At 67.1% G+C, this 19,135-nt stretch carries 14 protein-coding genes; 6 read left to right on the top strand and 8 right to left on the bottom strand.

Features of this window, described 5'->3' with window-relative positions:
- Nucleotides 1-6 precede the first annotated feature (6 nt).
- The 4 genes from gatA to FHW81_RS25035 all read left to right on the top strand — a co-directional run bounded on the left by gatA (nucleotide 7) and on the right by FHW81_RS25035 (nucleotide 3,868).
- A complete protein-coding gene (gene gatA / locus FHW81_RS25050; RefSeq protein WP_003094399.1) occupies nucleotides 7-1,461 on the top strand; it encodes an Asp-tRNA(Asn)/Glu-tRNA(Gln) amidotransferase subunit GatA in 1,455 nt (484 codons plus the stop codon).
- A 91-nt stretch (nucleotides 1,462-1,552) separates the two neighbouring features.
- Nucleotides 1,553-3,013 (top strand): Asp-tRNA(Asn)/Glu-tRNA(Gln) amidotransferase subunit GatB, encoded by a 1,461-nt coding sequence (gatB, locus tag FHW81_RS25045; RefSeq protein ID WP_228383337.1) that lies wholly within the window; start codon nucleotides 1,553-1,555, stop codon nucleotides 3,011-3,013.
- A 59-nt stretch (nucleotides 3,014-3,072) separates the two neighbouring features.
- The gene (locus tag FHW81_RS25040; RefSeq protein ID WP_003116225.1) at nucleotides 3,073-3,450 is read left to right on the top strand and encodes a septal ring lytic transglycosylase RlpA family protein; all 378 of its coding nucleotides are present in this window, start codon (nucleotides 3,073-3,075) and stop codon (nucleotides 3,448-3,450) included.
- Between the two features lie 31 nt (nucleotides 3,451-3,481).
- Complete coding sequence (locus tag FHW81_RS25035; protein ID WP_003094405.1) at nucleotides 3,482-3,868, top strand: carboxymuconolactone decarboxylase family protein; 387 nt, start codon at nucleotides 3,482-3,484, stop codon at nucleotides 3,866-3,868.
- A 124-nt stretch (nucleotides 3,869-3,992) separates the two neighbouring features.
- On the opposite strand, the gene FHW81_RS25030 is transcribed toward FHW81_RS25035, so the two are convergent.
- From FHW81_RS25030 to FHW81_RS24995, 8 genes are all read right to left on the bottom strand, one after another.
- Complete coding sequence (locus FHW81_RS25030) at nucleotides 3,993-4,784, bottom strand: YfaP family protein (protein ID WP_003112868.1); 792 nt, start codon at nucleotides 4,782-4,784, stop codon at nucleotides 3,993-3,995.
- 4 nt (nucleotides 4,785-4,788) lie between these two features.
- The gene (locus tag FHW81_RS25025) at nucleotides 4,789-6,438 is read right to left on the bottom strand and encodes a YfaQ family protein (RefSeq protein ID WP_079385683.1); all 1,650 of its coding nucleotides are present in this window, start codon (nucleotides 6,436-6,438) and stop codon (nucleotides 4,789-4,791) included.
- A complete protein-coding gene (gene magD / locus FHW81_RS25020) occupies nucleotides 6,435-10,985 on the bottom strand; it encodes an alpha-2-macroglobulin MagD (RefSeq protein ID WP_031637182.1) in 4,551 nt (1,516 codons plus the stop codon). The genes FHW81_RS25025 and magD overlap by 4 nt, the downstream gene beginning before the upstream one ends.
- Before the next feature lie 26 nt (nucleotides 10,986-11,011).
- Nucleotides 11,012-11,650, bottom strand: a complete 639-nt coding sequence (locus FHW81_RS25015) for a DUF1175 domain-containing protein (RefSeq protein WP_003112865.1) — start codon at nucleotides 11,648-11,650, stop codon at nucleotides 11,012-11,014.
- On the bottom strand, nucleotides 11,647-13,416 hold the full coding sequence (locus FHW81_RS25010) for a DUF2138 domain-containing protein (RefSeq protein ID WP_003161455.1): 1,770 nt from the start codon (nucleotides 13,414-13,416) through the stop codon (nucleotides 11,647-11,649). Before FHW81_RS25010 ends, FHW81_RS25015 begins: the two co-directional genes overlap by 4 nt.
- Before the next feature lie 38 nt (nucleotides 13,417-13,454).
- Complete coding sequence (locus FHW81_RS25005; protein ID WP_171893921.1) at nucleotides 13,455-14,264, bottom strand: YfaP family protein; 810 nt, start codon at nucleotides 14,262-14,264, stop codon at nucleotides 13,455-13,457.
- Nucleotides 14,265-14,426: 162 nt separating this feature from the next.
- A complete protein-coding gene (locus tag FHW81_RS25000; RefSeq protein WP_003106283.1) occupies nucleotides 14,427-14,987 on the bottom strand; it encodes a response regulator transcription factor in 561 nt (186 codons plus the stop codon).
- A gap of 25 nt (nucleotides 14,988-15,012) precedes the next feature.
- Complete coding sequence (locus FHW81_RS24995) at nucleotides 15,013-16,281, bottom strand: ATP-binding protein (RefSeq protein WP_003094421.1); 1,269 nt, start codon at nucleotides 16,279-16,281, stop codon at nucleotides 15,013-15,015.
- Nucleotides 16,282-16,557: 276 nt separating this feature from the next.
- Between FHW81_RS24995 and FHW81_RS24990 the strand changes: the two genes are divergently transcribed.
- Both FHW81_RS24990 and FHW81_RS24985 read left to right on the top strand, forming a co-directional pair.
- Nucleotides 16,558-17,268: an SIMPL domain-containing protein gene (locus FHW81_RS24990; protein ID WP_003094423.1), complete on the top strand. Its 711-nt coding sequence runs from the start codon at nucleotides 16,558-16,560 to the stop codon at nucleotides 17,266-17,268.
- 252 nt (nucleotides 17,269-17,520) lie between these two features.
- Nucleotides 17,521-19,134, top strand: a complete 1,614-nt coding sequence (locus FHW81_RS24985) for an ABC transporter substrate-binding protein (RefSeq protein ID WP_003161454.1) — start codon at nucleotides 17,521-17,523, stop codon at nucleotides 19,132-19,134.
- Nucleotide 19,135: the final 1 nt, after the last annotated feature.

The raw sequence follows: 19,135 nt of genomic DNA, 5'->3' as shown, positions 1-19,135 counted from the left end.
GGACACATGCTGCATCAATTGACCCTCGCCGAGATCGCCCGCGCCCTCGCCGACAAGCAATTTTCCGCCGAAGAGCTGACCCGCACCCTGCTCGGTCGCATCCGGCAGCTGGACCCCCAGCTCAACAGCTTCATCAGCATCACCGACGACCTGGCCATCGCCCAGGCCAAGGCAGCCGACGAGCGGCGCGCCAACGGCGAGAACGGCGCCCTGCTCGGCGCGCCGATCGCCCACAAGGACCTGTTCTGCACCCAGGGCGTACGCACCAGCTGCGGTTCGAAGATGCTCGACAACTTCGTCTCGCCCTACGACGCCACCGTGGTCGAGAAGCTCGCCGCCGCCGGCGCCGTTACCCTCGGCAAGCTGAACATGGACGAATTCGCCATGGGCTCGTCGAACCAGTCCAGCCACTACGGCGCGGTGAACAACCCCTGGAGCCTCGACCGTGTGCCTGGCGGCTCCTCCGGCGGCTCCGCCGCGGCAGTCGCCGCGCGCCTGCTGCCGGCCGCCACCGGCACCGATACCGGCGGCTCGATCCGCCAGCCGGCGGCGCTGACCAACCTCACCGGGATCAAGCCGACCTACGGCCGGGTTTCCCGCTGGGGCATGATCGCCTACGCCTCCAGCCTCGACCAGGGCGGCCCGCTGGCGCGCACCGCCGAGGACTGCGCGCTGATGCTGGGGGTGATGGCCGGATTCGATCCGAAGGACTCGACCAGCGTCGAACAGCCGGTGGACGACTACCTGGCCGCCCTGCAGAAGCCGCTGAGCGGCCTGCGCATCGGCCTGCCGCGGGAATACTTCGGCGCCGGCCTCGACAGCCGCATCGCCGACGCGGTGCTGGCCGTGGTCGAGGAGCTGAAGACGCTCGGCGCCACGGTGAAGGACATTTCCCTGCCGAACATGCAGCACGCCATCCCGGCCTACTACGTGATCGCGCCGGCCGAGGCGTCCTCCAACCTGTCGCGCTTCGACGGCGTGCGCTATGGCTATCGTTGCGACGCCCCGCAGAACCTGGAAGACCTGTACAAGCGCTCGCGCGCGGAAGGCTTCGGCAGCGAAGTGAAGAACCGCATCATGGTCGGCACCTACGCACTGTCGGCCGGCTACTACGATGCCTATTACCTGCAGGCTCAGAAGATTCGCCGGCTGATCAAGAACGACTTCGTCAGCGCCTTTGCCGAAGTGGACGTGATCCTCGGCCCGACCACGCCGAACCCGGCCTGGAAGATCGGCGAGAAGAACGACGACCCGGTTTCCCAGTACCTGGAAGACATCTACACCATCACCGCCAACCTCGCCGGCCTGCCGGGGCTGTCCATGCCCGCCGGCTTCGTCGACGGCCTGCCGGTGGGTGTCCAGTTGCTCGCGCCCTACTTCCAGGAAGGCCGCCTGCTCAACGTCGCGCACCAGTACCAGCAGGTCAGCGACTGGCACACCCGCACCCCGGCCGGCTTCTAAGCCATGGCAACGCCACGCAGTCCCCTCCCCTCTCCCGGCGCGGAGAGGGCGACCCGCAGGGTCGGCAGCGGGACTGCGCAGGCACAGAAGGATTGAGGAACACCACATGCAATGGGAAACCGTGATCGGGCTGGAAATCCACGCACAGCTCGCCACCCAATCGAAGATCTTCTCCGGCAGCTCGACCGCCTTCGGCGCCGCGCCGAATACCCAAGCCAGCCTGGTCGACCTGGCCATGCCGGGCACCCTGCCGGTGCTCAACGAGGAGGCCGTACGCATGGCCTGCCTGTTCGGCCTGGCGATCGACGCACGGATCGACCGGCAGAACGTGTTCGCCCGCAAGAACTACTTCTACCCCGACCTGCCGAAGGGCTACCAGACCAGCCAGATGGACCATCCCATCGTCGGCAAGGGTCATCTCGACATCACCCTGGAAGACGGCACCACCAAGCGCATCGGCATCACCCGCGCGCACCTGGAGGAGGACGCCGGCAAGAGCCTGCACGAAGACTTCCAGGGCATGAGCGGCATCGACCTGAACCGCGCCGGCACGCCGTTGCTGGAGATCGTTTCCGAGCCGGACATCCGCAGCGCCAAGGAAGCCGTGGCCTACGTCAAGGCGATCCACGCCCTGGTGCGCTACCTGGGCATCTGCGACGGCAACATGGCCGAGGGCTCGCTGCGCTGCGACTGCAACGTCTCGGTACGACCGAAGGGCCAGGCCGAATTCGGCACCCGCGCCGAGATCAAGAACGTCAACTCCTTCCGCTTCATCGAGAAGGCGATCAACCACGAGATTCAGCGCCAGATCGAGCTGATCGAGGACGGCGGCAAGGTAGTCCAGGAAACCCGCCTGTACGACCCGAACAAGGACGAGACCCGCTCCATGCGCGGCAAGGAAGAAGCCAACGACTACCGTTACTTCCCCTGTCCCGACCTGCTGCCGGTGGTCATCGAGCCCGAGTACCTGGCGAAGCTGCGCGAGCAACTGCCGGAACTGCCGGTGCAGAAGCGCGAACGCTTCGAGAGCCAGTACGGCCTGTCCGCCTACGATGCCAGCGTGCTGTCCGCCAGCCGCGAGATGGCCGACTACTTCGAGAAGGTCCAGGGCATCTGCGGCGACGCCAAGCTGGCGGCCAACTGGGTGATGGTCGAGCTGGGCAGCCTGCTCAACAAGGACGGCCTGGAGATCGAGCAGTCCCCGGTGTCCGCCGAGCAACTGGGCGGCATGATCCTGCGCATCAAGGACAACACCATCTCCGGCAAGCTCGCCAAGATGGTCTTCGAAGCCATGGCCAACGACGAGGGTTCCGCCGACCAGATCATCGAGGCCAAGGGCCTGAAGCAGGTCACCGACAGTGGCGCCATCGAGAAGATGCTCGACGAGGTGCTGGCGGCCAACGCCGAGCAGGTCGAGCAGTACCGCGCTGCCGACGAGGCCAAGCGCGGCAAGATGTTCGGCTTCTTCGTCGGCCAGGCGATGAAGGCCTCGAAAGGCAAGGCCAACCCGCAGCAGGTGAACGAGTTGCTGAAGAAAAAGCTCGAAGCGTGAGTCAAAGCCAGACGCCGGGTTCGCCCGGCGTCTTCTTGTCCGCCAGGAGCCTGTTGTCCATGCCCACCCCATCCGCCGCCGCGCGCCTCGCCCTCGCCGTCCTGCCCCTGTTCCTCGCCGGCTGCTCCAGCCTCGCCGGCAGCGGTTCCGCGGATACCGGCGAAGCCTCCTACTATGGCAGCCGCCACGCAGGCCTGCGTACCGCCAGCGGCGAGCGCTACAACCCCAACGCAATGACCGCTGCCCACCGCACGTTGCCGTTCGGTACCCGCGTGCGGGTAACCAACCTCGACAACCGCCGCAGCGTGGTGGTGCGGATCAACGATCGCGGGCCGTTCCGCCGCGGACGGATCATCGATGTATCGCGCAAGGCCGCCGAAGGCCTGGGTATGATCCGCAGCGGCGTGGCGCCGGTTCGGATAGAGTCGCTGGATTGAGCCACCTTCTACCCACGACAGGAACCTTCCGATGAGCGAACAAGGCAAGACCGGCCTGGAGATCCGACGTGAAGTCATGGGCGACGCCTTCGTCGAGCGCGCCATGGGCAACGCCACCGCCTTCACCCAGCCATTGCAGGACTTCGTCAACGAGCATGCCTGGGGCTCGGTCTGGGCCCGCGAGGCGCTGCCGCGCAAGACCCGCAGCCTGATCACCCTGGCCGCCCTGACCGCCCTGAAGTGCCCGCAGGAACTCAAGGGGCACGTGCGCGGTGCGCTGAACAACGGCTGCACGGTGGAGGAAATCCGCGAGGCACTGCTGCACTGCGCGGTCTATGCCGGGGTGCCGGCGGCGATCGATGCGTTCCGTGCGGCGCAGGAAGCGATCGATACCTGGCAGGGCGAACAGCCCGCCTGAGCCCAGGAGCCATTCGCAGCGGCATGAGCGCCGCCGTCAGGCCACGGGTTGATAACACCGATGCCTGAGCGACGGCGAATAACGCCAGGGGCGTTATCCGCCCTATGGGACCGAGCGCAGGCGCCTACGGATAACTGAAGCGCTTCACCAGCGTCAGCTCGCCAGGCTTGCGCATCGGCACCAGGAAGGTTTCCTGTTTCTCGTTCGGCGTGCCCTCTTCGGTGACCAGGGTGATGCGCGCCGTGGTCAGGTCCTGGGCGGCCTGTTCGGCGCCATCCTCGCTGCTGCCGTAGCCACCGCCGAAGTAGTTGACGTAGACCAGGTAGGGCCCCTTCTGCGGCGTCGGCGTGGCGATGATTTCCGGGCCGTAGCCGGTGGTGACGTCGACATCCAGGGTCGCGCCGTTGGCCAGCGAACGATTGCCATACCAGACATGGTCGCCGTCCGGGGTCACCAGGTGCAGGTCGAGGTCGGTGTTGTCGCTGTCCCAGGACAGCAGCACGCGCAGCTTGGCCGGCACTTCCCCGCCGCCGCCACCGTGATAGAACTGGACCCGTCGCGACTGCCCGGCGGCGTTGCGCACCTCGACGCTGTTGCTGCCGGACGGGAAGGCGAACGGGCGGTCGAAGCTGCCATCGGCGTCCACCTTCAGTGGCATGCTCACACCGTTCACCACCAGCGTCGCCGGGCGGTCCTTGGGCTGGCTCTCGATCGCGCCGCGAATGCGCGCGGTGGTCGCCTGGTCGGCGGCGACGTTGACCGAGGACGCCGGGTAGTTCACCACCTGCCGGTAATTGGCGGCGGAACCGTCGCCGGCACGCCAGCCGGAGACCGGCGTATCCAGTTTCACGGGGTTGTCCGCCCAGGCGACGAGGGGAAGGCAACTGAGCAGGGCGGCAAGGGACATTCGGTTCATGGAGTCATTCCAGTAGCAGGCGCCGGGCCAGGCTTTCGACATAGTTTTCGTCCTGGCCGCTGGGATGGGCGCGGAAGGCCAGGTGCAGGTATTCGTGGGTGAGGTCCAAGCGTTCCTGTAGGGAATACAGGCCGCGGACGAAGATGCGTTCGCGCTCGCGATCGACATAGGGCCGCCCGGAAGCCAGGCGGCACACGGAAAAACTCGGAATCTCCTCGTAGCCGGGCTCTCGGTCGAGGCGCTCGCGCCACTGCCGGCGCTGCTTGCGCAGCCAGTCTTCGGCAGCCGGCAACGGCTGGCAGGCGGCCACCGGGTTGTCCCAGCGGCTCAGGCTGCTGCGCGGGAAAGCCTGGGCGAGGATGCTGTCGTAGCCCAGTCCCTGCCCGGCTTGCTCCACCGCGTGCTTCCAGGACAGGCGCGCCGGACCAGGCTGGTCGGAGTGATAGTTGACGGTCGCCCCGGCCAGCACCAGGTCGGCGCTCCAGGCAGCGATCCGCCGCGTCGGCGCGCTGGCCGGGCGCGGCGCCACGCGCTGGCGCTGGCTGCTGTCATCGATGGCCAGGCATTCGCCGCGCGGCGCGGCGTTTTGCAATAGATAGGTGCGAATGGTCACCGCCAGCGCGCGAGCGGCTTCCTTCGGCTGCGCCGAGGCTTCGCGCTCCAGCACCCGCGCCACGTACTCTTCGCGCGAAACCCGCGCGACCAGGCGCGGCACGCCATCCACCCGTTGCAGGAAGAGGTCGCCGGCGCTGGCGATGTCCAGTCGATTGCCGTTGGCGAAGAGCACTTGCTGCGGACCATGCAGCAGGCCTTCGGCGGCCGGGTGGCCGGAGGGATCGCTGACCGAGCGCAGCGGATAGCGGCTGAACAGGTTCACTTCCACGCAACGGCCCGGATCGGCCGGCCACGGACTCGGCAGGAAGCGCCCGAGCACCTCGGCGTAGCGGTCCAGAATCATCTTGCTGGTTCCCGGGCCGCCGAGCCAGAGCGGCGTTCCATCGACCAGCCAGCCAGCGAAACCGCCCTGGCGCGCCTGCGGGTCATGGTCGTCGAGCCAGCTCCAGGTCTTCACCCGCAGGCGGCCGCCAAGGCTGGCCACGGCATGGCCGTCGCCGGCCTGCAACGCCACGTCGAGCAGTACCCGCCGCGCCTCGCCCTGGGCCGGCAGTTGCTGCAACTGCTCCAGAAGCTCCTTAACCGGCACCCGCGTCTGCGGTTGCAGCCGTTCCAGATCGAGCAACCAGGCCGGTGCCTGGCGCGCCTGCCAGTAGCCGCGCCAGGCCTCCGGCCGCAAGGCGAGGCGCTGCGGCTCGAAATACAGCCCGCAGGAGCGCACCAGGGCGCGGTCACGACCGATCGTCTGGCCATTCTCGCAGCAGTAGACCTCCTCGCGGCTGCGCCCCTGGCAGGCATAGGGCGACTCGGCCTGGCCGATGTCGCTCAGCCAGGCGAAGACGAACAGTTTCCACAGGCTGCCCAGCGGAGCCTGCAAATCGGCCGGCAACGGCCGGCGCTCGAGCACCCGCTGGCGATCCAGGCTCACCAGTTCGTAGCCCTGGGTCGTGCGCCAGGCCAGCTGGACCGGCGCCTCCGCTGCGCGAAGCAGCAACGGCACGGCGCACAGCAGGACCAGCCAGGCGCGCAACGCAATCACTCGACCTTGACCTTGGCCAGCGCCGGCTTGGCTTCCAGGGCCTGCTGTTCCGGCGCGTAGAGACGCAGGTAGCGGGCCGGTGGCAGGTTGAAGCTGCCTTTCTGGGAGAAACGCACCAGGTGACGGAAACGCTGCTCGCCACTCAGGCTGTCCACCGGCACTCCGTAGAACAGCTCGCCCGGTTCGTTGCGCGCGCGCTCCAGGGTGGTCGCCTCGTCGCCGGCCAGGCCGCTGATCTTGATGCCCCAGGTGGTGCGCTCGACATCCGCACCGGGCGGCAGCGGCAGTTCCAGCATGCCGTAGCGTAGAGTGGTGTCTTCCGGAACGGTCAGGGTCACTTCGTCGAGATACAGTTCGTCGCTGGAAAGCGGCTTGTCGCCGACCTCCTCGACCTTGAACTCGAACGCCCCCTCGCCGGGCACCAGGCGCAGCAGGCGACGGCTGATCTGCACCGGCAGTTGCCCGCTCGGCGCCTGGGCGCTGCGGTAGCTGAGCGCAACCGGCAACGGCCGGGCCGGCGCCTCGTCCAGGTCGACCCAGCTCGGAATGCCGCGGCCGCGCCATTGCCAGTAGGTTTCGCCGGTAGCACCGCGCTGCGCCTGCCAGTCCTTCGGCGGCTGCGGCAGCTTGCCCTGCGGCGCCTGGGCCAGGGCGCCCTGCAGCCAGGTCAGGGCCAGGGCGCGTTCCAGGGTCGATTGCGCCGGCGCCAGGCGTTGCAGCAGAGCGCTGGCCTGCTGGCCATCCACGGCCGAGCGAGAGGCCAGCAAGGCATCGGTGAACGGCAAGCCGGCCTCACGCAGGCGCTGCGTCGCCGTCTCGGCCTGGGCGGCCAGCGGCGCGGGCACCGCGACCCGCAGTTGCCGTGCCAGGTCCACCGCCAGCACTCGCGCCGCGGCCAGGCCGACGGCCGAGTCCGGGTCGCCCAGCACCAGGCCGTCGTCGGCCTCCAGCGGCTCCGCGCGCGCCTGCCCTTCGCCGGCGTTGGCCAGATCGTTGAGCAGGCCGCCGAGCAGGGTGTTCACCGGCAACTGCATGTCGCGGGCGAAAGCCAGGATCAGCGCGCGCTGCAGCAGCGGGGTCTGCGTCGCCTGCTTGGCGTAGGGCTCGAGGATGCGCTGCCAGTGTTCGGCCGGCAGTTGGATCTCCAGTGCGCGGCTGGCGTACCAATCGGCGTAGTAGGCGTAGGCGGTGAGGAAAGCGTCGCCATCGACGTCGCCGCCCCACCAGGCGAACCAGGCGTCCGGGCCGGCCATCTGCACCAGGCGCAGGCGACTGTTCTGCATGATCAGGCGCAGGCGGTCGCGAATCCGCGGCTCGCCGCCGGCCAGCGCCGGATAGGCGATGCTCAGCGGCAGCAGTTGGCTGGCGGTCTGCTCGACGCCGCCGTAGGGATATTCCAGCAGGTCATCGAGATTGCCCAGGTAGGCCGCGGCCGGGCCATCGGCCAGGCGCAGGCGTACGTCGCGCGCGTCCGCCGGCAGTTGCAGCGGGTTGCTCGCCGCCGCCAGGCTGAGGTTCTGCGCCTGCTCCACCTGCCAGCCGTCGGCCAGCAGGTTGAAGCGCACCGCCAGGCGGTCGCGGACCTGCCCGTCCTGGCGCAGCTCGGCGCTCCAGTCGCCATCGCTGAGCGGCTGTTGCGCCAGCGGTATGTAGTTGACTCCCTTGGCCAGCTCCAGGGGCTGGCTGCGCTGGCTGCCAGGCGGCCCGCTGAGCAGCTCGGCCTTGACCGGCTGTTCGCCCTGGTTGAAGACGAACAGGCCGAGGTCGGGCTGGTCACCCTGGCGGAAGCGGGTCGGCCCGCTCCATTTCAGGTACAGCGGCTTCTCCGAGCGAAGGAACTGCTTCTTCTGGCCGACCTGGCCGTTGTCGTCGATGGCCCGTGCGGTGATCCGCCAGCGGGTCAGCGAGTCGGGCATGCGGAAGCTGAAGCTGGCCTTGCCCTGGGCGTCGGTGACCAGCTCCGGCTGCCAGGCGGCGGTGTCGACGTCCTCGCGGCGCGGCCGCTCCAGTACCTTGACGCCGCGCTCGCTGCGATTCGCCCGTCCGGGTGCACTGGTGCTGCCGGGCAACGCCACGTCGTAGCTGATGAAGGCCAGGCTGGCGCTGGTGCGCACGTTGTTGCGCCGCGGATGGTAGAAGAACTGGTCGATGCCGGGGGCGATCTCCGCCTGCAGGGCATAGACCATCTCATCCACCACGCTGACGGTCAGGTGGCTGGAAACCGGTTTGCCGGCGAAGCGCGTGGCCAGGGTCACGGTCACCGTCTCGCCCGGTTCGTAGCGCTCCTTGTCGGTGGCGATGTCGATCTCCACCTGGGGCATGCCGACCTTGATCCCGGCGTTCTGGAAGCTGTAGTCGCCGCCCTTGGTGTAGAGCACCGAGAAGGTCAGGTTCGGCGAGAACTCCTCGCGCACCGGGATCCGCACGCGGTACTGGGTCGGATTGAGCTTTTCCAGGCGCAGCCAGTCGGCGCCCTTGGACAGCAGGGCGGTGGCCTCGACCTTGTCGCGCTCCAGGGACAACAGTGCATCCTCCACCGGCTCGGGGAAGGTGATCAGTGCGGAGGCTTCCTCGCCGGTGCGGTACTCGGGCTTGTCGAACACCACCTCGACGGTGCCCGGCACCGACTTCACACCCTCGCCGCTCACCGAGTGGCCGGTAGCGCCAAGGAGCTGGCCCTTGTCGTCGCGCAGCTCCACGGAATAGGTACCGGGGCGCTCGAAGGCCAGCGCGAAGCGGCCGTCGGCGACCGGACCGCTGTCGGTGGCGCGGTCCTCCAGGCGGATCCACTGGTAGCTGCTCGGCTTGAGCGGGGTCGGCTGTTCGCTGGCATAGCTGAACTCGACCTTCTCGCCGGCGGCGCTGAAGCGCTGCGGCGCGCTCAGGCGGTAGCGCGCGGCGCCGCGCTCGATGAGGATCTCCTTGCTGGTCTTGACCCGGTAGGCGGCGCCGTCGCTGGCGAAGATGGTCAGCATGTAGCGACTGGGTTTCTCGGCCGGCGGCAATTCGATGGCGGCGCGGCCCTTGCCGTCGGTGGTCAGTTCGGTGCTGCTCAGTTCCACCGGGAACTGGCCGAGATACTGCAGTTCGTTGTCCACCATCGACAACTGCTGGGCGCGCAGGCTCAGTTGCAGGCGCGCGTTGGCCACCGGCTTGCCGTCCGGATAGAGCAGGACGATCTCGCCCTTCACCGGCTCGGCGGTCTTGAAGTCCGGCTTGGCCAGGTCGAGGGCGACTTCGAAGTGCGGCTTGATGTATTCGGCGACGCGGAAGGCGCTGCTGTAGGTCTGCCCGCGGTAGTCGAAGCGCAACTCGTAGCCGCCGGCGACGGCGTTCTCCGGCAGTTGGAAGCGGCCATTGGCGCCGCTCTTCGCGTCGAAGCGGAGGTCCAGGCTTTGCAATACCGTGCCGCTGGCGTCGATCACGCTCAGGCGCACCGGCGCGCTGGCGGCGGCCTGGGATTGCCGGGCGTCCTTGAACTCGCGGCCGACCATCTTCAACGAGACCCAGTCGCCCGGCCGGTACAGCGGGCGGTCGGTGAAGGCGTAGATCTTGGTGTCGTAGATCTCGCTGTCGTAATAGAAGTTCTCGGAGACGAAGACCCCGCCCTCGCGGTCCTCGCCGATCACGTAGGAGCGCTCCGGACTGGCGTGCTTGAGCCGCAGCAGGCCGTCGGCGTCGGTATTGCCGCTGCTCATCACGCCCAGGCCGTCGGTCCACAGCACCTTGGTGTCGGGCACCGGGGTGCCTTCGTGCTTGCGTGCGGTCCAGACCAGCAGCTCGTCGCCGGCGACCTTGCTCACCGCCACGCTGTTGGAGACGAACACCACGGTGGTGGCGCGGTACTTGCCGACAAGCGCCTCGACCAGGTACAGGCCCGGCTTCAGCTTGCCCAGCGGGATGTAGACATTGCCCGGCACGACGTTGATGAACTCGCTGGAGGAACCGGCCAGCTTTACGTCCTGCGGCGGCTCGATGGGCTTGGCGTCCCACAGCGGATAGCGGAACTGGCTGACCAGCGGCAGGCCGGGAATCGGCGCGTATTGCGGCTGCGCGTCGTAGGGCGTCGGCGCGGTCATGGCGTTGCCCATCTTCAGCTCGGGCACCGCCTCGGTGACCTGTTGCCGCGACTCGTAGGAGAAGGCGCGCTGCATCACCCGGCGCGACTTGCGATACCAGTTGTCCCAGAGATAGGCCAGGGTGTTCGACAGGCCTTCGCCCTTGAACTGTCCCTCGGCCAGGACCCGGTGCAGGTTCTTCTGCCGCTTGAGGAACTCCAGCGGCTGTTCGATCCGGTACAGGCGCACGTCGACCCCGCCATAGGGCTCCATGCGGTAGCGCCGGTAGTCGCGGCCGGGCGCTTCGAGACGGACCCGCGCTTCCTCGTCGGTGGCGAAGCTGCTGTCGGCGAGCAGGAAGAAGGATTCGCCGGCCATCGGCGTGTAGCCGCTCGGTTCCACCGTGTCTTCCGCCTGGACGGCGGCGAACGGCAGCAGGACCAGGGCGGCGACCGCCAGGCTACGGCTGAAACGGCGCAGGTTGCTCATTGCTGTGGTCTTCACTGGGACGCGATTCATTGAGAGAGGAAAGCCAGCCGATAGATGCCGATAAAGTTGGGATTGGATTCGTCGGGGATCCATCGGGTGTCCTTCCATGTCATGAGTTGTTGCAGGCTGACCGAGCGCATGCCGTTATCGGTCGGGGTGCTGCTGCCGGTGTGATAGGCGATGGAGCGGCCCATCCAGATCATCAGGTGCTGGTCGTCGCCCTGGTCGTAGAACATCAGGTCGCCGGGGCGCGCCTGGTTGAGGTCGCGACCGACCAGCCGGCTGTTGAACTGCACCAGCTTGATCGCATTCACGTAGGGCCCGACCTGGCCGCCACCCTGCTGCCAGTTCTGCGCCAGGCGCCGTTGCTCGGGACTGAGCGCCAGCTCCGGGGGCAGGTAGCGGTTGGACAGGCCGTTGGCGCGCAGCCACTTGCCATCGTGGACTTTCAGCGCCTCGTTGGCGGCGAAGCGCACCAGGCCGGCGCAGTCCTGCTGGTGCCAGCGCGGACTCGGCCCTTGGCGCAACTGTTCCTGGGCGATGCGCACGAACCAGGCGCGGAATACCTGCGATTGCTGCGGGTCGAGCGTTACCGCGGGCTCGCCGCGGGCAACGCCGCTGGCCAGCAGGAGCAGCGCCAGGCCGAAGGCAGTCAGGCGTCTCACAGCGACCGCCATTCCAGCGGCAGCCATTGCCACGGTGCGTTGGCCTGGCTTCCGGCAGGCAGCCCGAGGGCGTAGCTGCCCTTGCCGGCGAGGGTTTTCAGGCGCGGCATCAGGTAGGTGTCGGCGGCATTGCGGAATACCGGCTCAATGTCCTGCGGCAGGCTGTCGAGGGTTTCCCGTTGCAGCAGTTCGGAGAGCGGCTGCGGCGCCAGGTAGGCCGGTACCAGCGCATCCTTCGGCAACACCTCGGCGAGCGGCGGATAGCGTTTGTCGAGGGTGTCCAGGGCCTTGCCGAGCAACTGGTCGTCGAGGGAGAACAGCAGGGTCTGGCCATGGCGCGCCATGCCGATGCGGAAGAACGCGCGGCCGCTGATGCTCTCCGGGTTGTCCGCCTGGCTGGCCGGATAGGCGCCGAAGTTCGAGCTGACCTGGCGGGTCCAGCGGCGGGTCTGGCCATCCACCCGGTCTTCCACCGGGAAGCTGCCACCCTCGACCTTGGCTTCCTTCGCGCCGATCACGCGACCGAACAGCTTGCCCAGCTCGTCGTCGAGTTCGGCACTGGCCGGCGCGCTCAACTGGCCCACCAGCAGCGGCGAATGCAGCCGCGAACTGGCGTACCAGCAGAGACCGGCAGCGCCGCTGAGATGCTCGGAGAAGGCCTGGGCCATCTTCTGCTCGGCCCCCAGACGCTCCAGCATCACCCCGTACAGGCCAGGGGTGACCGGCAGCGCCACGCAGGCGCTGGCGCCCATCGGCATGGCCTGCCAGACCGGGGCGAAGTCCAGCGGCGGCTGGCGTTCCACCTCGTTCAGCGCCAGGTAGCTGCTCCAGCCCTGCTCGCCCTTCTCGAAGCGCACCCCGGCGAAGCTCGGGATGAAGCGCTGGTAGCCCATGGCCAGGACGCTGGCATTGAGGGTGATGCGCTGGCGCAGCTCGCCGCGGCCCGGCAGGCCGAAGCGCTCGGGGAACAGTTCGTCGCCGTCGAGCAGTGCCTCCACGTCTTCGCTGGCCGGAGCGTTCAGCGGGCTGTCGTCGCTTTCGCCACCATCGTCGAAGAGCATCCGTGGGTTCGACAGCAACAACAGCCGGTCGCCCTTGGACAGGAACAGCATCGCCTTGTCGTTGCCGTAGCGCAGGCGATAGACCGAGGTTCCCGCCAACTCGCCGACCTTGCGCAACTGCTGGTCGTCGGCGGCGATATGGGCCAGCGGCTCGAGCACCCGCGCCAGGCCGCCGCGCTTGAGCACCACCACGAAGTCGCGCAGGCGGCCGTCGGCGCCGCGCCAGAGGGCGACCTGGGCCGGTTGGTCGAGCAGTTCCTCGACCAGGCTGTCCTTCAGGGTCAGGTCGTGCTCGTAGATGATCCGCCGCAACGTACCGGTCAGGCCGAGGCGGTCGCCATTGTTCTCGTAATAGAAGACGAAGTCCTCGGTCAGGGTATCGCGCAGCAACGGCACCTCGAGGATTTCCTTCGGCAGGCGGCTCAGCGACACGCTCTCGATCAGCGCGTCGGGCTTGCGCAGGTCACGGTAGGCACGTGGCGCGTCGGCGTCCGCGGGTGCCTGGGCGCCGATCGGCTGGCCGAGGTCCTCTTCGGCCGGGCGCCCTCCGCCGAGCCGCTCCAGCCAGCCCATCTGCCAGGCCAGCACACCGCCGGCGGCCAGCGCGGCGACGATCCCCAGCACCGGCCACAGGGCGCTTCGGGTGCGCGCAGCGGCGGGCGCAGGGGTTCCGTTGGCAGGGCTGGGGGTGTTGTTCTCGCTCATGGTTCGCTAATCCCGTGTCATCCGTACGAGGGGATGCTTCAGTAGGTAAAGGTCTTGACCAGCACCAGGTCGCCGATGGTGCGCAGGGGCACGACGAAGGTCTCGTGCTTCTCGTCGACGCTGTTTTCGTTGAACACCAGGTTGACCTGCGCGGTGATCACGTCCTGTACGTTGCTGCCGGCCTGGAAGTTGTAGCCCTGGTTGTTGAGGTTGCCCCAGTAGTTCACGTAGATCAGGTAGGTGCCGTGCAGCGGCGCGCCCATGGTGAACATCTCCGGGCCGGGCCCGTCGACGCCGTCCGGATCGAGGCCGCCGCTGTTGCTCAGGCGCGGATGCGCCCAGTAGGCGTGCTGGCCATCGGGGGTGACGATATGCAGGTCAAGCTCGGCCTTCGGATCGTCCCAACCCAGCACCACGCGCACGCGCGGCGGCAGTTGGGAGCGATTGGCCTCGTAGAACTGTACGCGCTTGAGGATCTTGCCGTCGGCGCTGCCGACCTGGACGCCGTTGGAGCCGTGGCCGAACGCATAGGGGCGGACGAAGCGCCCGGCGCCGTCGGAATAGAGAGGGAGAGGATTGCCGTTGACCACCAGGCGCTGGGCGCGCTCGGTGCCGACCAGTTCGCGCAGGTGTCCTTCGATCAGGCTGCGGCCGCGCTGGCCGCCGCGATCGATGGGCGGAGTCGGATAGGCGACACGCGGGGCATCGGGCTGCTCGAGCAGGCCGGAATAGCGCCAGCCTGCCGTCGGACCATCCAGGTCCACCGAAGGCTCGGCTAGTGCAGGCAGCCCGAAGGCCAGTCCGAACAGCACCGACAGGCAACCGGCACTCGAACCGAAGATACGCATGATCAATCCCTGGTCGTGCGATTCATGAAAGTTGCATCTTAACGATTGCGCTGTCCGCTGGATATCCCCGGCGACCGGCGGAATGTGCGAAATCCACCGCGATTCGACGGAAAGCGGAAAGTATAGGGGGCGCCATGCGGCGCCCCCGTTGTCATTTACGCTTCAGCGCCGTACCGGCCGCTTCTGCAGCTTGCGCTGCAAGGTCCGTCGATGCATGCCCAGGGCGCGGGCGGTGGCGGAGATGTTGCCCTCGTGCTCGGCGAGCACGCGCTGGATGTGCTCCCATTGCAGGCGATCCACCGACATCGGGTTTTCCGGCACCAGGGTGTCCAGGTCGGCGTGCTCGGAGAGCAGCGCGGCCAACACGTCATCGGCATCCGCCGGCTTGCACAGGTAGTTGCAGGCGCCGCGCTTGATCGCCTCCACCGCGGTGGCGATGCTGGAATAGCCGGTGAGGATCACCACCCGCATGTCCGCGTGCAGCTCCAGCAGCTTCGGCAGCAGCACCAGGCCGGAGTCGCCTTCCATCTTCAGGTCGAGCACGGCATAGTCCGGCGTGTCCTGCTGGGCCAGCGCCAGGCCTTCCTCGGCGGAGCCGGCGGTGCTGACCCGCAGGCCGCGACGGCTCATGGCCCGCGCCAGGACCCGGGTAAAGGTGGGATCGTCGTCCACCAGCAGGAGATGGGGTTGTTCTTCCCCTTCGAAGAGCAGCTCTTCAGACATAGGCAGGGCCTCTCAGACGGATCACTCAAGCCATTCCGTAGCTGCGCGGCAAGCGCAGTTCGGTCAGAGTGCCGCCATCTTCGTGGTTATACAACTTCACCGTTCCACCAGCGCGGGTCACGCTGGCCTGACTGAGAAACAGGCCGAGGCCGAAGCCCTTGCCCTTGGTGGTGAAGAACGGTTTGCCGATCTGTTCGGCGATCGCCAGGGGCACCCCGACGCCGTGGTCGCGGATACTCAGGCAGATACTGCTGCTGTCCCAGTCCAGGCGGATGTCGAGGTCGTCGGGACAGGCGTCCGCCGCATTGTTCAGCAGGTTCAGCAGAGCCTGGCTGAGGTCGGTCGGCGGGGTCAGGCGCGGCGCGGAGCCGAGGCCCAGGCACTGGTAGCGGTAGGAAGCCTCCGGACGCATCAGGTGCCAGCGGCGCAGCACCGATTCCAGCCATTCCGCGGCGCTTTGCTCCTCGATAGCCTGACGGCGGTCGGCCTCGGCCGCCCGTACCAGTTGCTGGAGGGTGTGCTTGCACTGCTTGACCTGTTCCTGGAGCAATGCCAGGTCTTCCTGCAGGGTCGGGTCCTGCGGGCGCTCCTGGCGCAGCTCGTTGAGCAGCACGCTCATGGTCGCCAGCGGCGTACCCAGTTCGTGCGCGGCACCGGCCGCCTGGGTGGCCACCGCGAGCAACTGCTGGTCGCGCATGCTTTCCTCGCGCCGCTCGGCCTGCATGTGCGCCTGCCAGCGCAGGGCCTCGGACATCTTCACCACGAAGAAGGTGATGAAGGCCGCCGACAGGGCGAAGTTCAGCCACATGCCGAACAGGTGCAGGTTGATCAGCATCGCCTCGTGCTGAACCGCCTGCAGGTGCAGCGGGTGGTACCAGATCAGCAGCAGGGTGTAGCCGGTCAGGGCCAGGCCGGAGAGCACCATGGAGTAGATCCAGGGCAGGGTCGCAGCGGCGATGGTCAGCGGTACCAGGTAATAGGAAACGAAGGGGTTGGTCGAGCCGCCCGAGTAATACAGCAAGGTGCTGTGGATGATCAGGTCGCAGGCCAGTTGTACCGCGTACTCCTGGTCGGTCACCGGCCACGGCGCGCGCAGGCGCAGCGCGGTGAACAGGATCAGGCAGGCGGACAGGCCAAGGGTCAGGCCGAGCGCCAGCCACGGCAGCGGCAACAGGTCGGAGAGCCAGGCGAAACCCACCGAGCCGGCCTGCGCGGCCAGCACGAGAATACGGATGAGGAGCAGACGGCCAAGGTTCTGGCGACTGGCGGAGAGCAGGAAAACCGGTGCGCGCATGTTTTCTTCCGGAATAAGCGCGAGTATAGCCAAGACGCTGTCGGCAACTCTGCGGCAAAGTGACTCAGAAACCTCGCAGGTCGCCATCCTGCCCTGTTTCGCCGAGCGCTGTCAGGGCTCAGATCAGTAAATTTCACGTTTTTTCCGAAATCGCCTAACCCGTTCCGGGAAAAGCCTTCGTCTCATGGTCCAAGACTGGCGTATAGGCATGTTTGCCGCGCCTGCCGGAACGATGCTCTACAGTGTGAATTCAGCCTTAGTACAAGGAGTTGCCCAATGTCTGCGATTTCCCGCCTGGCCGCCGCCGTCACCCTCTGCGCCGCCAGCCTCTCGGCCGTCGCCGAGGAAGCGCCGCGCTACAACCAGGTCTCGCTGCACGCCGAAGTCAGCCAGCAGGTGGCCCACGACCTGATGCAGGTCACCCTCTACAGCGAAAACCAGGGCAGCGATCCGGCCAAGCTCGCCGCCGAGACCACCAGCGTCCTCAACGCCGCCGTCGCCGACGCGCGCAAGGTCAAGGGCGTGACCATCAGCCTGGGCAGTCGCAACAGCTATCCGGTCTACGACGACAAGGGCCAGAAGATCACCGGCTGGCGCGAGCGCGCCGAGCTGCGCCTGGAAAGCTCCGACTTCGCCGCCCTCGGCCAGCTTTCCGCCGACCTGCTGGGCAAGCTGAAGATGGGCGGCATGGACTTCAGCATCGCCGATGCGACCCGCAAGAAGAACGAGGACCAATTGATGAAAGGCGCCGTGGACGCGTTCAAGGAGCGCGCCCAGTTGCTCACCGAGGCGCTCGGCGGCAAGGGCTACAAGCTGGTCAGCCTGAGCGTGAACAGCGCCGGCGCACCGCGCCCGTACCCGGTGATGCGGATGGCGGCGATGAAGGCCGACGCCAGCTTCGGTGGCGCCCAGGCGCCGGAGATCGAGGCCGGGACCAGCCAGGTCACGGTCAACGCCGACGGTGTGATCGAGGTGCAGATGCCCTGATCCGGCCGGCGCGCACCACAAGAGGCAGCCTCCGGGCTGCCTCTTGCGTTTCCACTGTCTCTCGCGCAGCAAACGCGGCCTGCGTCGCGTTTGCGCAAATTCGAAAATGCGACATTCCCTTTCAATCGGATAACAACATCTACACTGAAGCGACCTCGACGCTTGCGGCCGGCACACGCCCTGCATAGCTTCGCGCAAGACAGCTCACGAGGCTGTCCCTCGCAGACAATCAAAATAACCAGAGGTCACTCCATGCGTAGAAACGCCGTCATCCGCTCCGCGATCATGCCCTCGCTGCTCGGCGCAGCGCTGGTCGCCGCCGTTCCCCAGGCCTTCGCCAGCAACCTGATCTTCTGCTCGGAAGGCAGCCCGGCCGGCTTCGATCCCGCCCAGTACACCACCGGTACCGATTTCGACGCCGCGGCGGAAACCGTCTTCAACCGCCTGACCCAGTTCGAGCGCGGCGGCACCAAGGTCCTTCCCGGCCTCGCGGAAAGCTGGGACGTCAGCGACGACGGCAAGACCTATACCTTCCACCTGCGCAAGGGCGTGAAGTTCCACAGTACCGACTACTTCAAGCCGACCCGCGAATTCAATGCCGACGACGTGCTGTTCACCTTCGAACGCATGCTCGACAAGGATCATCCGTTCCGCAAGGCCTACCCCACCGAGTTTCCCTACTTCACCGACATGGGCCTGGACAAGAACATCGCCAGGGTCGAGAAGCTCGACGAGCATACGGTGAAGTTCACCCTCAACGAGGTCGACGCGGCCTTCATCCAGAACCTGGCGATGCCCTTCCCATCGATCCAGTCCGCCGAATACGCCGCGCAACTGCTCAAGCAGGGCAAGGCCAGCGACATCAACCAGAAGCCGATCGGCACCGGCCCGTTCGTGTTCAGCCGCTACCAGAAGGATGCGCAGATCCGCTTCAAGGGCAACAAGGACTACTGGAAGCCGGACGAGGTGAAGGTCGACAACCTGATCTTCGCCATCAACACCGACGCCTCGGTGCGCGCGCAGAAGCTCAAGGCCGGCGAGTGCCAGATCACCCTCAACCCGCGCCCCGCCGACCTCGACGCGCTGAAGAAGGACCCGAACCTGAACCTGCCGTCGCAGGCCGGCTTCAACCTCGGCTACATCGCCTACAACGTCACCCACAAGCCGTTCGACAAGCTGGAAGTACGCCAGGCGCTGGACATGGCGGTGAACAAGAAGGCCATCATCGACGCCGTCTACCAGGGCGCCGGCCAGTTGGCGAGCAACGGCATGCCACCGACCCAGTGGTCCTACGACGAGACCATCAAGGACGCGCCCTACGATCCGGCCAAGGCCAGGGAGCTGCTGAAGAAGGCCGGCGTCGCCGAAGGCACCGAGATCACCCTGTGGGCCATGCCGGTACAACGCCCCTACAACCCCAACGCCAAGCTGATGGCGGAAATGCTGCAGAACGATTGGGCGAAGATCGGTATCAAGGCGAAGATCGTCACCTACGAATGGGGCGAATACATCAAGCGCGCCAAGGGCGGCGAGCATGACGCCATGCTGATCGGCTGGAGCGGCGACAACGGCGACCCGGACAACTGGCTCGGCACCCTCTACGGCTGCGACGCGGTGGACGGCAACAACTTCTCCAAATGGTGCGACGCCGGCTACGACAAGCTGGTCAAGGATGCCAAGCGCACCACCGACCAGGGCAAGCGCACCGAGCTGTACAAGCAGGCCCAGCACATCCTCAAGGAACAGGTGCCGATCACCCCGATCGCCCACTCCACCGTGTACCAGCCGATGCGCAAGACGGTACACGACTTCAGGATCAGTCCCTTCGGCCTGAACTCGTTCTACGAGGTCAGCGTCGGCAAGTAGC

Origin of the sequence: Pseudomonas sp. RC10-4-2 (assembly GCF_050433085.1) — a bacterium.
In the GTDB taxonomy this organism is placed as follows: domain Bacteria; phylum Pseudomonadota; class Gammaproteobacteria; order Pseudomonadales; family Pseudomonadaceae; genus Pseudomonas; species Pseudomonas aeruginosa.
The sequence above is the reverse complement of the archived record's forward strand: the minus strand, read 5'-3'. Positions and strand labels throughout refer to the sequence as shown.

Excerpts from the sequence above, each read along its gene's own strand:
- FHW81_RS25005 (WP_171893921.1), bottom strand. The coding sequence starts at position 14,264 with ATGCGTATCTTCGGTTCGAGTGCCGGTTGCCTGTCGGTGCTGTTCGGA.
- FHW81_RS24990 (WP_003094423.1), top strand. The coding sequence starts at position 16,558 with ATGTCTGCGATTTCCCGCCTGGCCGCCGCCGTCACCCTCTGCGCCGCC.
- magD (WP_031637182.1), bottom strand. The coding sequence starts at position 10,985 with ATGAGCAACCTGCGCCGTTTCAGCCGTAGCCTGGCGGTCGCCGCCCTG.
- FHW81_RS24995 (WP_003094421.1), bottom strand. The coding sequence starts at position 16,281 with ATGCGCGCACCGGTTTTCCTGCTCTCCGCCAGTCGCCAGAACCTTGGC.
- FHW81_RS25030 (WP_003112868.1), bottom strand. The coding sequence starts at position 4,784 with ATGAACCGAATGTCCCTTGCCGCCCTGCTCAGTTGCCTTCCCCTCGTC.
- FHW81_RS25000 (WP_003106283.1), bottom strand. The coding sequence starts at position 14,987 with ATGTCTGAAGAGCTGCTCTTCGAAGGGGAAGAACAACCCCATCTCCTG.
- gatA (WP_003094399.1), top strand. The coding sequence starts at position 7 with ATGCTGCATCAATTGACCCTCGCCGAGATCGCCCGCGCCCTCGCCGAC.
- FHW81_RS24985 (WP_003161454.1), top strand. The coding sequence starts at position 17,521 with ATGCGTAGAAACGCCGTCATCCGCTCCGCGATCATGCCCTCGCTGCTC.
- FHW81_RS25010 (WP_003161455.1), bottom strand. The coding sequence starts at position 13,416 with ATGAGCGAGAACAACACCCCCAGCCCTGCCAACGGAACCCCTGCGCCC.
- FHW81_RS25040 (WP_003116225.1), top strand. The coding sequence starts at position 3,073 with ATGCCCACCCCATCCGCCGCCGCGCGCCTCGCCCTCGCCGTCCTGCCC.
- FHW81_RS25035 (WP_003094405.1), top strand. The coding sequence starts at position 3,482 with ATGAGCGAACAAGGCAAGACCGGCCTGGAGATCCGACGTGAAGTCATG.